The organism is Meiothermus ruber DSM 1279, from assembly GCF_000024425.1.
In the GTDB taxonomy this organism is placed as follows: domain Bacteria; phylum Deinococcota; class Deinococci; order Deinococcales; family Thermaceae; genus Meiothermus; species Meiothermus ruber.
In genome coordinates, this window is record NC_013946.1 from 2,070,961 (window position 1) to 2,083,577 (window position 12,617).

15 protein-coding genes and 1 riboswitch are annotated in these 12,617 nt (G+C 66.1%); of the genes, 9 read left to right on the forward strand and 6 right to left on the reverse strand.

What is annotated here, in order from left to right:
* Window positions 1-6 precede the first annotated feature (6 nt).
* From MRUB_RS10260 to MRUB_RS10270, 3 genes are all read right to left on the reverse strand, one after another.
* Window positions 7-417 (reverse strand): type II toxin-antitoxin system VapC family toxin, encoded by a 411-nt coding sequence (locus MRUB_RS10260; RefSeq protein WP_013014285.1) that lies wholly within the window; start codon window positions 415-417, stop codon window positions 7-9.
* A complete protein-coding gene (locus tag MRUB_RS10265) occupies window positions 414-644 on the reverse strand; it encodes a type II toxin-antitoxin system Phd/YefM family antitoxin (protein ID WP_013014286.1) in 231 nt (76 codons plus the stop codon). Before MRUB_RS10265 ends, MRUB_RS10260 begins: the two co-directional genes overlap by 4 nt.
* Before the next feature lie 263 nt (window positions 645-907).
* Window positions 908-1,981, reverse strand: a complete 1,074-nt coding sequence (locus MRUB_RS10270; RefSeq protein ID WP_013014287.1) for a glucose-1-phosphate thymidylyltransferase — start codon at window positions 1,979-1,981, stop codon at window positions 908-910.
* 148 nt (window positions 1,982-2,129) lie between these two features.
* On the opposite strand from MRUB_RS10270, the gene MRUB_RS10275 reads away from it, so the two are divergent.
* Window positions 2,130-3,236 (forward strand): class II aldolase/adducin family protein, encoded by a 1,107-nt coding sequence (locus MRUB_RS10275; protein ID WP_013014288.1) that lies wholly within the window; start codon window positions 2,130-2,132, stop codon window positions 3,234-3,236.
* On the opposite strand, the gene MRUB_RS10280 is transcribed toward MRUB_RS10275, so the two are convergent.
* A complete protein-coding gene (locus MRUB_RS10280) occupies window positions 3,233-3,919 on the reverse strand; it encodes a monothiol bacilliredoxin BrxC family protein (protein ID WP_013014289.1) in 687 nt (228 codons plus the stop codon). The genes MRUB_RS10275 and MRUB_RS10280 overlap by 4 nt on opposite strands.
* Window positions 3,920-4,069: 150 nt before the next feature.
* On the opposite strand from MRUB_RS10280, the gene MRUB_RS10285 reads away from it, so the two are divergent.
* Window positions 4,070-4,777 carry a TVP38/TMEM64 family protein gene (locus MRUB_RS10285; protein WP_013014290.1) on the forward strand — a complete coding sequence of 236 codons (708 nt, stop codon included), beginning with the start codon at window positions 4,070-4,072 and terminating at the stop codon, window positions 4,775-4,777.
* Here the strand turns inward: MRUB_RS10285 and MRUB_RS10290 are convergent.
* Window positions 4,769-5,500 (reverse strand): SIR2 family NAD-dependent protein deacylase, encoded by a 732-nt coding sequence (locus MRUB_RS10290; protein WP_036198529.1) that lies wholly within the window; start codon window positions 5,498-5,500, stop codon window positions 4,769-4,771. The genes MRUB_RS10285 and MRUB_RS10290 overlap by 9 nt on opposite strands.
* Before the next feature lie 47 nt (window positions 5,501-5,547).
* On the opposite strand from MRUB_RS10290, the gene MRUB_RS10295 reads away from it, so the two are divergent.
* A complete protein-coding gene (locus MRUB_RS10295) occupies window positions 5,548-7,020 on the forward strand; it encodes a bifunctional ADP-dependent NAD(P)H-hydrate dehydratase/NAD(P)H-hydrate epimerase (RefSeq protein WP_013014292.1) in 1,473 nt (490 codons plus the stop codon).
* Here MRUB_RS10295 and MRUB_RS10300 read toward each other — a convergent pair.
* Window positions 6,995-7,687, reverse strand: coding sequence for a hypothetical protein (locus MRUB_RS10300; RefSeq protein WP_013014293.1), 693 nt, complete (start codon window positions 7,685-7,687; stop codon window positions 6,995-6,997). The genes MRUB_RS10295 and MRUB_RS10300 overlap by 26 nt on opposite strands.
* Window positions 7,688-7,784: 97 nt before the next feature.
* Window positions 7,785-7,891, forward strand: a riboswitch (TPP riboswitch).
* A gap of 56 nt (window positions 7,892-7,947) precedes the next feature.
* Here MRUB_RS10300 and thiE point away from each other — a divergent pair.
* Genes thiE through thiD form a run of 6 tightly spaced genes read left to right on the forward strand, consistent with a single transcriptional unit; the run spans window position 7,948 to window position 12,612 of the window.
* Entirely contained in the window at window positions 7,948-8,574 is a 627-nt protein-coding gene (thiE, locus tag MRUB_RS10305; RefSeq protein ID WP_013014294.1) for a thiamine phosphate synthase, read from the forward strand.
* Entirely contained in the window at window positions 8,561-8,767 is a 207-nt protein-coding gene (thiS, locus tag MRUB_RS10310; protein ID WP_013014295.1) for a sulfur carrier protein ThiS, read from the forward strand. Before thiE ends, thiS begins: the two co-directional genes overlap by 14 nt.
* Window positions 8,768-8,769: 2 nt before the next feature.
* Window positions 8,770-9,567: a thiazole synthase gene (locus MRUB_RS10315; RefSeq protein ID WP_013014296.1), complete on the forward strand. Its 798-nt coding sequence runs from the start codon at window positions 8,770-8,772 to the stop codon at window positions 9,565-9,567.
* Window positions 9,564-10,466, forward strand: coding sequence for an FAD-dependent oxidoreductase (locus tag MRUB_RS10320; protein WP_013014297.1), 903 nt, complete (start codon window positions 9,564-9,566; stop codon window positions 10,464-10,466). The genes MRUB_RS10315 and MRUB_RS10320 overlap by 4 nt, the downstream gene beginning before the upstream one ends.
* A gap of 18 nt (window positions 10,467-10,484) precedes the next feature.
* Window positions 10,485-11,795 (forward strand): phosphomethylpyrimidine synthase ThiC, encoded by a 1,311-nt coding sequence (gene thiC / locus MRUB_RS10325; RefSeq protein WP_013014298.1) that lies wholly within the window; start codon window positions 10,485-10,487, stop codon window positions 11,793-11,795.
* Window positions 11,796-11,811: 16 nt separating this feature from the next.
* A complete protein-coding gene (gene thiD / locus MRUB_RS10330) occupies window positions 11,812-12,612 on the forward strand; it encodes a bifunctional hydroxymethylpyrimidine kinase/phosphomethylpyrimidine kinase (RefSeq protein WP_013014299.1) in 801 nt (266 codons plus the stop codon).
* Window positions 12,613-12,617: the final 5 nt, after the last annotated feature.

Genomic DNA, 12,617 nt, shown 5'->3' on the forward strand with positions numbered 1-12,617 from the left:
GCAGGCTTAGGCTCCGGAATTCCAGAGGGTCTGAAGACCCGGCAAGCCCTGTAGTTTTTCGTCGCGGGTCACCAGCACTGCGCCCAGGCGAAGTGCGGCAGCGGCAATGAAGCGGTCGGCGGGGTCGGGGTGAGGCAGGGGCAGGTGATCGGCCTCCACGGCAGTGGGGGCATCCAGAGGCACTACCTCGATGCCGGGCACCTGCAAGGCTTGCTCGAGCCAGCGCCGCGAATCCAGCCGGAAGGCCAGCCGGTCTTTCCGGGCCAGCACGCTCACCTCCCAGGCGCTGATGGCCGAGACGAAGAGGGCCTGTTGCATGCGGGCCTCTTCCAGCAAAGGCTCGAGTCCGTTGGGAAGCTGGGCAGGGTCGGCCAGAAAGTACACCCAGGCGTGGGTATCGAGCAGGTAGCGTTTCAAGCCAGGGCCTCCCAGGGCTCGCCCGTCGGCTCCGTGGGTTCCTGGTAGTGCAACAGCGTACCCCTAAGGCGCTCCCTCGCCTCCTCACCCCGGTATGGGCGTATTTCCAGCACCGGCCGGCCCCGGTCGCTCAGGATCAGGGGCTCGCCGGTGGCCTCTACCCGGCGCAGAAGCTCCAGGGCATGGGCTTTGAAGTAGCTCTTCGATACCTTCATGACTAGGGTCATTGTACATGGTCACTTTAGAGGAACCAAGCCACCACACCCCATTGACGGGGTGGCCTTGCAAACAAGATGCGACCAAAGCTGGTTACTGCTCCGATGCTAAAAATCACTTATACGCATTTCGGTAGTATCGTTCACTTTGACAAGTCTAAACGATACTACCAAAATGCTTTTCTACTCCCTTCGGTCGGCTTGAATCCTTCACCTCTGACTGCGCAGGGCGGTGAAGGATTCAAGCGGAAGCGGTATTATACCGGTTGACTGCTTCAAAGCCGCACCCGGCTGCGATCCCCCAGCACCAGTTGCAAGGTATGGCGGCGGGCGTTGCCCTGGCCGTCCACCACCACCCCCTGCCCCAGCACGCTGCTATCCAGGCGGTAGGGCAGCCGGTAAACCTGGGCCTCGTCCATTAGAATCGAGTACTCGACCTCGCTGGCAATCACCTTGGCATCCTTACCGATGGCTGTGTAGGGGCCAACAAAGCTGTCCTCGATATGGGCCCCAGCCCCAACATAGGCCGGGCCGCGCACCGTGCTGCGCACAATCCGGGCCCCTGGTTCCACCACCACCTCGCCCACCACCTGGGAATCGGCCAGCTCGCCCTCCACCCGGCGGGTGAGGCTCGAGAGGGCCAGCCGGTTGGCATCCAGCAAATCTTCGGGCTTGCCGGTGTCCTTCCACCAGCCGCGTACCTGGTGGGCTACCACCCGCTTTCCTTCATCCACCAAACCCTGGATGGCCTCGGTGATCTCGTACTCGCCCCGACCAGAGGGTTTGAGCCGGTTGATGATGCTGTGAATGGCCGGGCTAAACAGATACACCCCCACCAGGGCCAGGTTGGAAGGGGGGTCTTTGGGCTTTTCCAGGAGCCGCACCACCTTTCCAGCCCCGTCCAGCACCACCACCCCGAAGGCCCGGGGGTCTTCGACCGGCGTGAGCAAGACGATGGCCTCCGGGCGGGTCTGGCGGTACTCCTCCACCAGGTGTTTGATGCCGCCCGAGAGCAGGTTGTCGCCCAGGTAAAGCACGAAAGGGCTATCGGATAGAAAGCCCTGGGCGGTCTTGACTGCGTGGGCAATGCCCAACGGGGCTTCCTGTACGATGTAGGTCAGGCGAACCCCCCAGCGCGAGCCATCGCCCAGCGCCGCCCGCACCTCGTCGCCCGTTTCTGGGCTAAGGACGACCCCTATGTCGCGGATGCCGGCCTCGAGCAGATCCTCGAGCGCATAAAACAGGTTGGGTTTTCCTGCGATGGGAATGAGCTGCTTGGCCCGTGTGTAGGTGAGGGGACGCAGGCGGGTGCCCTTGCCCCCGGAAAGAATCAAGCCTTTGAGTTCCATCCTCAGGCGCCAGTTTATCCTAAAAGCATCCGCAAGCCCTTCTTGGGCATGTTGTAGAATCGAGGCCAGGCTACGACTGCCCGAGTACCCCTCAACGACCTGTGCTGCGCTTTTGGCTACCGACAGTCGAACTTCCGGAGGTTGCGATATGGTTCAGTCCAGTAGCAGCATGCCTTTCGGCCTCGAGTCCACCCCTCCCCGTTTTGCCCTCCACGGCGAGCCCACCCCAGGTCTAGCCAACCTAGCCCAAGCGCTGAGCGCGGTACTCGAGACCAGGGGTTACATCCTAGACCCGCAGGCCGAGGCGCCGCGGGCCGTGCTTAATTTTATCCAGGCTGAAAAACCCACCCCCTACCGACGCAAAGCCCAGGGCACCATGGTGATCTCCTTCCTCGAGCTACCCCAGATGCCCCCCGACCCCATCGCCGGGCTGTACAGCTACCTGGTGCGGGCCCTTTCCAACATGCTGGTGGTGTATGTGCCGGGCCAGGGGGCCTATTTCCTAACCCTCGAGCTCGGACAGTACCACGAGCCCGAGGGGCCCGGTTTTGCCGAGCGCGTCTTCGAACGGATCCACCCCATCGCCTCCTCGGTGCTGGTGGTGCAGAACATCTTTGAAACTGACCTCGAGCCCGAGCTCTGGCAGGGCGATGACCTGACCGGAAGCCTGAGCGCCGCCGGCCGCAAACTGGCCGAGTGGGACTTGCTTCCGGCGGCTTTTCCCATCGAGGAAATTCTGCCGCCCGAAGACTTCCGCCACGTCAAGCGGCTGTATGGCATTGGCGGGCTATCCTACGGCAACCTTTCGGTGCGCAAGGACGAGCGACGCTTCTGGATGTCGGCCAGCGGGGTGGACAAAGCCAACCTGCGCGAGGTGGGGCGGGACATCCTGATGGTCACCGACTACGACCCCATCCAGAACGCCATGCGCCTCTCGGTGCCACCGGGCCTCGAGCCCCGCCGGGTGAGCGTGGATGCCATTGAGCACTGGATGATCTACCGCGAACACCCCCAAGTAGGGGCCATCATCCACGTGCACGCCTGGATGGAAAACATCCCCTCCACCCAGTTCAACTACCCCTGCGGCACCTATCAGCTCGCCGAGGCCGTGGCGCAAAAAGTACGCGAAGCCCCCGACCCCGGCCGGGCGGTGGTGGGCCTTAAAAACCACGGCCTGACCATTACCGGGCAGAGCCTCGAGGAGATTCTGGAACGCATCGAGGGCCGGCTTTTACGCCAGGTGCCCATGTCCTAAAACGCATCGGCTTTGGTTGCTTGAAGGGCCTCGACCCGAGCGCGTAAGCGTCGGGCCCGCTCCACAAGCGGCTCGGCCCGGCCCGCAAGCTGGGCCTGAAACTCCAGCGCCACCACCTTGCCGGGGGTGAAGGCCCGTCCGTCGGGGTTGGGGAACAGGCTATTCAGCAGGTCGAAGTCTTCGTCGGAGCGCCAGTCGGCTTCTTTTTTGAGGCGATCCAGGTAGCCCCACTGGAAGCGCTCCTCGCTAAGCTGCCCCGTAATAAAGCGCTCGAGCAGATCCAGATAGGCCTGGAACCCCGCCACCGCGGGGTTGCGCACGGGTTTGCCGATGTGAACCGGCAGGTGCTGCAACAGTAAAGGCTCTAGCTGCTCGGGGTTGATCTTCCAGTTGTCGAGGTCGAAGAGGGGCCGGGCCTGACGAAAAAGGATGAACTGCGGGCTCTGATGCTGGATGCCGGTGCGGGCTTCGACATGGCTCGAGGCCGGGCGGTCTTCGGGGATGCGAATGATGCCAACGGCTACGTCCGGGCGGGGCTCGAGGTACTTCTGCACGTAGCGCATGGCCTCGAGGGTTTTGTCGCTGGTGCTGGCCTTAAAGATGGCTGTCAGCTCGAAGCGCTCCAGAAAAGCGTCCACATCCTCGGGCGTTCGGAGGGGAAAGACCCGTTCTCGCAGGCTCATAAGTTCTATGTTAACCGCCAGCGGCCGGGGAATCCGTGGGGTGCGCCCTGGTTTTGGACAATGCCTGCTACCCACCATCCCCCTTCGCATGCCAGGTGTGACCAAGGGCAAAGGCAATTCTCATGCTTTGCGTTATCCTGGACTTCTGGAATGGAGCGGCTGCCCCCACCCCGAACCCTACCCGCACTGCCGGTATTGCTGGCCTTGCTGCTGCTGGCCGGCCTGCTGTTTGGTGCCTATCTCGTATTCCCTGGCTTCAAAGGACGCGTCGATGAGATCTATAACCTGCTTGCCAGCGGGAATCAGCAGGCCATCCAGGCCTGGGTGGCCGGGCTGGGCTGGCTGGGCCCCTTGAGCATTATCGGTCTGATGATCGCCCAGACCCTGGTCTCGGTGGTGCCCATGTCCCTGGTGATGCTAATCTCGGTACTGGCGTTTGGGCCGGTATTCGGCGGGATTCTGGGTTGGATTGGGGCGGTTATCGCGGCCATGGTGGGCTATAGCCTTGCCAGGCTGCTGGGCCCGGTGGTGGTGGATCGCTTCGTTAGCGAGGAGATCCGGCGCAAGGTGGAGGCCCAGGTCGAGCGCTACGGCCCCTGGGCCATCATCGCCCTGCGGCTCTCCTTCGTGGTACCCACCGACAGCGTGAACTTCGTGGCCGGGCTGGTGCGCATGCACCCCCTCAAGTTCTTGCTGGCTACTGCGCTCGGGGCCCTGCCGGTTGCGGTGGTGATCGCCTGGCTGGGTGCCGACTTCTCCCGGCTGGGGCCCTTCCTGCTGGCCGCCTCCATCGTGGGTTTGGTGGCCCTGGGGGGCTGGATTCTCTACGACCGAGCCCGGCAGCGCAAGTCATCTTAAACCATCCATCAGGGCTTCCATGCCCTCCACCGCGCCCATCCGGAGGGAGCAGTCGGCCTGGCTCGAGAGCGGGGTGGGGTTGGGGTTAATCTCGATCAGATAAGCGCCGCTCGAGCGCGCCAGCCACCCCAGGCTGGCCGCGGGTTCGACCTCGGCGCTGGTGCCTATTACCAAAGCCACCTCGGCAGCAGCAAAGGCCCGCTCGGCCTGCTCAAAAGCGCCCGGTGGCAGCATCTCGCCAAACCACACCACATCGGGGCGGCCCCGGGCCTTGCAGGTCGGGCAATAAGGCGGCGGCACAAAACGGGCCGGATCGGGCAGGGGAAACCGCTGGCCGCAGCGCTCGCAGCGGCCCCTGGCAATGTTGCCGTGCAGTTCGACCAGGCGCTGGGAGCCAGCCCGGCTGTGCAGGCCATCCACATTTTGGGTCACCAGTAGAAAGCCCTCCCCTACCCGCTGCTCCAGCACGGTCAGCAGCGTGTGGGCCCGGTTGGGCTCCGCCTGCATGACTTTTTGATAACGCCAGGCGTACCACTCCCAGACCTTCTGGGGGTTGCGGGCGTAGGCTCCCGGGGTGGCGTATTCCTCGATGTCGAAATCCTTCCACAGGCCCGCAGCATCACGAAAAGTGGGAATGCCTGAAGGCTGGGAGATACCAGCTCCAGTCAGCACCGCAACCCGGCGGGCAGCCAGCAATCGCTTGCGCGCGGTTTCTAACTCCATGCTCATAGTGTACGTAAGTTGGTGGGATGTTAGGCTGTACTGCGAACATGTACCTCTACACTGCCCAAGCCATGCGCGAAGCCGACCAAAGGGCCGTTGCAATGGGCTATCCCAGCCTGCTCCTGATGGAAGCCGCCGGAAAACAGGCGGCCAGCCGGCTTTTGCAGCGTTTCGAGGGGCGCGCGGTTGACGTGCTATGCGGCAAGGGCAACAACGGGGGTGACGGTCTGGTGGCCGCCCGCTGGCTGGCCCACTGGGGGCATCCGGTAAGGGTGTATGCCGCCGAGGGCCAGACAGGGGATGCGGCCGTTGCACGACAGGCGCTGCTGGCCCATGGCCTGGAAATAGCCCCCCTCTCGGCCTGGGAGCCTGCGCCGCACAGCGTGGTGCTGGACGCGCTGTTTGGCACCGGCCTGCGGGGGCCCCTGGAGGGTTTTTATGCCGCTCTGGTCGAAAAGGTTAATCAGTCCGGCCTGCCGGTGGTGGCTGTGGACCTTCCGTCGGGCCTGCCCCACCGGCCCCACATCCAGGCCGATCTGACCGTGGCCCTGGCAGGACTGAAAAACGAGCACCTGTTCTATCCCCACCGGGCCGCCTGCGGTCGGATTGTGCTCGAGTCCATCGGGATGCCCCCCAGGGCCCTGCACAACCCCCACCTCCCCGAGGTGTTGTGCAAGACCTCGATGCGCCCGCTTCTGCCCGCCCGTCCAGGCAACGCCCACAAAGGCTTGGTGGGCCGGGTGCTGGTGGCCGGCGGGTATCGCAGCTATACGGGCGCGCCCAGCCTGGCAGCCCTGGGGGCGTATCGAACCGGGGCGGGGCTGGTTACGGTGGCCTACCCCGCCGATTGTGTGGTCAACCCTCCGCTGGAGGCCGTGCGGCTGCCCCTGCTCGAGTGGAATCACGCCGACTTACAGGCTGTCCGCGCCGAAGCGGTGGCAGTGGGTATGGGCGCTGCTGCGGGGGGGGTTAGAGCCGCACTGGCCGCCCTGGAGCTGGGCAAACCCACGGTGCTGGACGCCGACGCACTGCACAAACAGGTTCTATCGGCCTATGTAAAAGCGGGCCTCCCCACCGTGCTGACCCCCCACCCCGGCGAGGCCAGCCGCCTGCTGGAGATCCCCAGCGAACAGATCGCCCGCGCCCCCCTCGAGGCCGCCCAAGCCCTGGCCGAGCGCTATCCAGGGCTGGTGGTGGTGCTCAAAGGCGGCCCCACCGTGCTGGCCTGGCAGCCCCAAGAAGCCCCCCTTTCGCCGCCCCTGCTGGCCGTGAACAGCAGCGGCAACCCCAGCATGGCCACCGGCGGGATGGGCGATGTGCTTTCCGGGGTGGTCGCGGCCCTGCTGGCTGCGGGATTATCGGCCTGGGAGGCTGCCCGGCTGGGGGTCTATCTGCACGGGCTGGCCGGTGATCTGGCAAGCAAGCCGGGTTTGCTGGCCCACGAGGTCGCCGAGGCCCTACCATCGGCCATGAGGCAGTTGCAGCTAGGTGGGGTTAGAGATTTTTGGGAGCCTTGTTAACCCCCAGCAGCAGGACGCTCATAGACAGCATCCACAAAACATCGTAGGCCACGATAGACCATTGCGCCGGCGGCACATTCCCCAAGATATAGACCAATCGCGCCAGGCTGCCCAGCACCAGCGCCCAGACCACGCTTTGCAGGTAACGCCCAATGCGTCCACCAGCCCACACCGGGGTCTGCTGAATAAACAGCAAGGTCAGGTAGAAGGCCACCCCTGCATAGATCAGCTCGAGCAGGCTCAGGGGGCGGATTAAGGTAGCGAGGGCCGAAAGCAACACCCCCCCCAGCCCAGCCAGCGAAGCCAGCCGCTGCGCAAAGCCAAGGGGGTACAAACCCTGACGCTCCATGCGGAAAGGAAGCAGGCTGCCCATCAACAACAGGAGAACCACGCCCACCAGGTAGATGCCCTCGCGCAGGGCCCGGGTATCCAGACCGGCGGCTACGTTATAGGTGAACAGCAGATCCCCCACGCCCAACACCAGCAGGCCTACCGCCAGGCCGGTTAAGGCCCCACGCAGGATAGCCGGCGAGCGGGCCGCCACCCACCACAGCGCATAGGCCCCCACAAAGTTGGACAGGCTCACGGCCAGGCTGCGGACATACGAGTCGCCCAACAAGCCCACCGCCCAGAGCAGCCACAAAAAACCCAGCCAAAGGTAGGCCATATCCGAACCCCGCTATCATACGCCTTTTACCGCAGCCCTGCGTCATGGGCAGCCCGTGCTCACCTTGACCGGGCTGTGGCAGCCCAGTATCATCGGGGTGATCGGCTAGGGGTGCCCCTATAGGGGCTGAGAGCAGGGTAAACCCTGTAACCCTTGGAACCTGATCCGGTTAGTACCGGCGGAGGGAAGCCCATGGAGAAATCCCTACAATCTGACGTGCGCCTTGCTCCTGACCCTCGGCCGGTTCAGGAGGTGGGTTTTTGCACGGGAAACTGTATCTGGTAGCGACCCCACGCCCCGGTCAAGCTGAGGCAGAGCTGATGCGCCGCCTCGAGGCGGCCCTGGAGGGCGGGGTGGATCTGTTGCAGCTACGGGCCAAGAACCTCGAGGCCCAGGCCATCCTGGCCCTGGGGGAAAATCTGCGAGCGCTGTGTGCGCGTTACCGGGTGCCGCTGATAATCAACGACCGCCCCGATCTGGCGGCTTTGTTGGAGGCCCACGGGGTGCACCTGGGGCAGGGGGATCTGAACGTGGCCCAGGCCCGGCGCTTTTTTTCGGGCTGGATCGGGCGCAGCACCCATGAGCCCGAACAGGCCCTGCGGGAGCAGGCCGCGCTCGAGGGCGGCCCGGGCTACCTTTCGGTAGGCCCGGTCTGGGAAACCCCCACCAAACCAGGGCGACCGGCCGCGGGCCTGGCCTACGTGCGATGGGCCGCGCAAAACCTCCGGGTACCCTGGTTCGCTATTGGGGGCATCGACGAGCACACCCTGCCCCAGGTGCTGGAGGCAGGCGCCCGCCGGGTGGCGGTGGTGCGGAGCATCTTAGACGCACCCGATCCCGAGAAAGCTGCAAGGCATATGCGGAGGTGGCTGGATGGTTTGGATTAACGGCAGGGCGGTGGAGGCCGAAGGGAAGAGCCTTGGCGAGATGGTCGAGGCGGTGTGCCGCCAGCAGGGAGTTAACCCCGAGGCGGTCGTGGTCTTGCTCAACGAAGAGATCTGGAGCAAAGGCCGCTGGCCGGATCGCACCCTGGTGGCAGGGGATGTGGTGGAGATCGTGACCTTGATGCAGGGAGGCTAGCCGTGAGCGCACTGGTGATTGCAGGGCAGCGTCTGAACAGCCGCTTGCTGGTGGGCACGGGCAAGTACCGCGACTTCGCGCTGATGCGGGAGGCCCTCGAGGCCTCCGGGGCCGAGGTGGTCACCGTCTCCATCCGGCGCGTCGAGGCGGGGGCCGCCGGACACCAGGGCCTGCTGGAAGCGCTGGACTGGCAGCGCTACCGGGTGCTGCCCAACACCGCCGGAGCCCGCACGGCTGCCGAGGCCCTGCGCCTGGCACGGCTGGGGCGGGCGCTTACAGGCAGCGACTGGGTCAAGCTGGAGGTCATCCCCGACCCCACCTACCTGCTACCCGACCCGCTGGAAACCTGGCGCGCCGCGGAAATTCTGGTGCAGGAGGGCTTTGTGGTGTTGCCCTATATCGCCCCCGACCCGGTGCTGGCGCAGCGGCTGGCCCGGCTCGGCTGCGCCACCGTGATGCCCCTGGCCGCTCCCATCGGCTCAGGGCAGGGCCTCAGGAACCGGGCCATGTTGGAGATTTTCGCGCAGCAACGCGCCCACTTACCACCCATCGTAGTGGACGCCGGGCTGCGCTGGCCCTCGGAAGCGGCCGGGGCCATGGAGCTAGGGGCCGACGCGGTGCTGGTCAACACCGCCATCGCCGAGGCCCAGAACCCCGTGGCGATGGCCGCTGCCTTCCGCCTGGCCGTCGAGGCAGGGCGCCAGGCCTACGAGGCCGGGCCCATGCCCGAACGCCCCACCGCCAGCCCCTCCAGCCCGGCCCAGGGTGTGCCCCTGCCCCAACCGGAGATGCCGCTATGAGCGAGGTGGTGGTGGTGGGCGGCGGCATCATCGGCAGCCTCATCGCCTACCGGCTGCGCCAGGCCGGGCTCGAGGTCACCGTGCTCGAGGCGGGCAGGGCCGGGCAGGCCACCCGGGCTTCGGCGGGCATGCTGGCCCCCTACACCGAGGGCCTTGGAGGGGAGTTGCTCGAGTGGGCCCGGGAAGGGCTCGAGTGCTACCCAGCGCTCGCACGCGAACTCGAGGCCCTCAGCGGGATGGCCGTTCCTGTGGCCCTGGGTGGGGTGTGGCGCCTCGAGGGCCCCCTGCATAGCTGGCAGGCCCTGCACAACCTCGAGCCCCTCCCCGGCGGCTACCTCGACCCGATCACGCTGCTGGCCGCTGTGCAAAAAGCCTTTGTCAGTATGGGCGGCAGCCTACAGCGGGAAGAAGCCCTGCACCTCGAGCCCGGCTGGGTGCACACCCCCACCCAACGCATCGCAGCCCGCCAGATCGTCATCGCCTGCGGCGCCTGGTCGGGCCGCTTTGGCCTGGCGGTGCGCCCCCTCAAGGGCGAGGCCCTGCTGTTGTCGGCCCCACCCCCGCCCGGCCCGGTCTTCGTGGGGGACAGCTACGCGCTGCCCCGCGGCGCCCAAGTCTACCTGGGGGCCACCCAGCGCGAGGGCTGGAGACCCGGTGTGGAGGCAGCCGGGCTGCGCTGGCTGGAGCAGCACCGCCGGACGCACTTCCCTCTGCTGCACCAGGCCCCCATCACCCAGCGGCACTGGGGCTACCGCCCAGCCGGTTCGCTCACGGTTGGGCGGCTCGCCCCGGGCATCCTGGCCGCTACCGGGCACGGGCGCAACGGCATCCTGCTGGCCCCGGCCACCGCCCGCCGGGTAACCGAGATGGTGCTGGACTCGTGGAAAACACACCAATAGATAGTCAAAGGAGCCAACATGACCCAACTGGAAGCCGCCCGCAAGGGCATCATCACCGAAGCCATGGCCTATGTGGCCCAATCCGAGGGGCTCGAGCCGGAGTTGGTGCGGGAGCGCGTGGCCGCCGGACGGGTGGTCATCCCCGCCAACCCCAACCACCGCACCCTGACCCATTTCACCGCCATTGGCGAGGGGATGCGGGTAAAGGTCAACGCCAACCTGGGCACCTCCTACGACTTCGCCGACCCCGAGCAGGAGGTGCAGAAAGTCCGGGCCGCCATTGAGGCGGGCGCCGATGCCGTGATGGATCTCTCCACCGGGGGCGACCTGGCCCGCATCCGCAAGATGACCCTGGAGGCCAGCAGCGTCCCGCTGGGCACCGTACCGATCTACGAGGCCGAGTTCCGGGCGGCCCGGCGCAAGAGCGTCTTCGATATGACCCCCGACGAGCTGCTGGCGGTGATCGAAGAGCACGGCCGTTCGGGGGTCGACTACATCACCATTCACGCGGGAGTGACCCAGGAAAGCCTGCGCCGTTACCGCAATAGCTCGAGGGTCACCGGCATCGTCTCGCGGGGGGGCGGGCTGCTGGCGGCCTGGATGCTGCGCAACGAGCGGGAAAACCCCCTGTGGGAGCGCTTCGACGACGTATTGGAGATCGCCCGCACCTACGACATGACCCTTTCGCTGGGGGACGGGCTGCGCCCGGGCTCCCTGGCCGACGCCACCGACCGCCCCCAGATCCAGGAACTGCTGCTGGTGGGCGAGCTGGTCGAACGGGCGCGCCGGGCCGGGGTGCAGGTAATGGTGGAGGGGCCGGGGCATATTCCCCTGAACGAGATCCAGACCAACGTGCAGTTGCAGAAGAAGCTCACCGATCAGGCCCCCTTCTACATCCTGGGCATGCTCCCCATCGATACTGCAGCAGGATACGACCATATAGCCGGGGCCATCGGTGGGGCGGTGGCAGGCTGGCACGGCGCCGACATGCTGTGCTACCTGACCCCGGCCGAGCACCTGGCCCTGCCCAGCGTCCAGCAGGTGCGCGAGGGGGTGATCGCCTTCAAGCTGGCGGCCCACGCCGCCGACGTGGCTCGAGGCCACCCCGCCGCCCTCCTGCGCAACCACCAGATGAGCCAGGCCCGCTATGCCCTCGACTGGGAGCGCCAGTTCGAGCTATGCCTGTTCCCCCAGGAGGCCCGCCGGCTCTACGAGACCCGCGCCACCCGCACCAAAGCCTGTAGCATGTGCGGCCCCTTCTGTCCGATGAACCTGGTCGAAGCCGTGCTGCGCGGCAAGGCCCGCGCGAGCGACCTCGAGCCGGCCTAAACCCCTGGAGGCCTCGGTGCCCTTCCCCATCGCCCTCACCATCGCCGGTAGCGACCCCAGCGGGGGGGCCGGTCTGCAGGCTGACCTCAAAACCTTCCATCGTTTTGGGGTCTACGGCATGAGCGTGGTCACTGTACTGACCGTGCAGAACACCCTTGGGGTGCGTGAGGTGGCGCCTTTGGAACCCGGTCTGGTCGCGCGACAGCTCGAGGCCGTGCTGCAAGATCCCGGCGCCCACGCCATCAAAACCGGGGCTTTGGGGGATGCAGCCATCGTGCACAGCATTGCGCCAATCCTGGCTCAAACAAACTTGCCGCTGGTGGTAGACCCTGTGCTGGTTGCCAAAAGCGGCGATTGGCTGCTGACCGAGCAGGCCCTCGAGGCTCTCAAGTCCGAACTGTTCCCCCTCGCCACCCTGCTCACCCCCAACCTGCCCGAGGCCCGGGCCCTGCTGGGCCAGCCCATCCGCGACCTGGCCGATGCCCGCGAAGCCGCCCGGCTGCTGGGGGGACTGGGGCCCCGGGCTGTGCTGCTCAAAGGCGGCCACCTGGCAGGAGAAGAGTCCACCGACGTGCTGTGGGATGGCCGCAAGCTACACCTCTTTACCGCCCAGAAAATCCCCTCGAGCCATACCCACGGCACCGGCTGCACCCTTTCCGCCGCAATTACCGCGTTGCTGGCGAAAGGGGTCGCGCTGCTCGAGGCTGTGGCTCGAGCCAAGCGCTTCGTGACCCGGGCCATCGAGACGGCCCCGGGCATCGGAGGGGGCATCGGGCCGCTCAACCACTGGGCGGAAGAAGGGGCTGAAAACCCGTAGCCGCG

Coding starts and splice junctions, on each gene's coding strand:
- MRUB_RS10270 (WP_013014287.1), bottom strand. CDS start 1,981: ATGGAACTCAAAGGCTTGATTCTTTCCGGGGGCAAGGGCACCCGCCTG.
- MRUB_RS10295 (WP_013014292.1), top strand. CDS start 5,548: ATGTACCTCTACACTGCCCAAGCCATGCGCGAAGCCGACCAAAGGGCC.
- thiS (WP_013014295.1), top strand. CDS start 8,561: ATGGTTTGGATTAACGGCAGGGCGGTGGAGGCCGAAGGGAAGAGCCTT.
- MRUB_RS10285 (WP_013014290.1), top strand. CDS start 4,070: ATGGAGCGGCTGCCCCCACCCCGAACCCTACCCGCACTGCCGGTATTG.
- MRUB_RS10265 (WP_013014286.1), bottom strand. CDS start 644: ATGACCCTAGTCATGAAGGTATCGAAGAGCTACTTCAAAGCCCATGCC.
- MRUB_RS10275 (WP_013014288.1), top strand. CDS start 2,130: ATGGTTCAGTCCAGTAGCAGCATGCCTTTCGGCCTCGAGTCCACCCCT.
- MRUB_RS10280 (WP_013014289.1), bottom strand. CDS start 3,919: ATGAGCCTGCGAGAACGGGTCTTTCCCCTCCGAACGCCCGAGGATGTG.
- MRUB_RS10290 (WP_036198529.1), bottom strand. CDS start 5,500: ATGGAGTTAGAAACCGCGCGCAAGCGATTGCTGGCTGCCCGCCGGGTT.
- MRUB_RS10300 (WP_013014293.1), bottom strand. CDS start 7,687: ATGGCCTACCTTTGGCTGGGTTTTTTGTGGCTGCTCTGGGCGGTGGGC.
- thiC (WP_013014298.1), top strand. CDS start 10,485: ATGACCCAACTGGAAGCCGCCCGCAAGGGCATCATCACCGAAGCCATG.
- MRUB_RS10320 (WP_013014297.1), top strand. CDS start 9,564: ATGAGCGAGGTGGTGGTGGTGGGCGGCGGCATCATCGGCAGCCTCATC.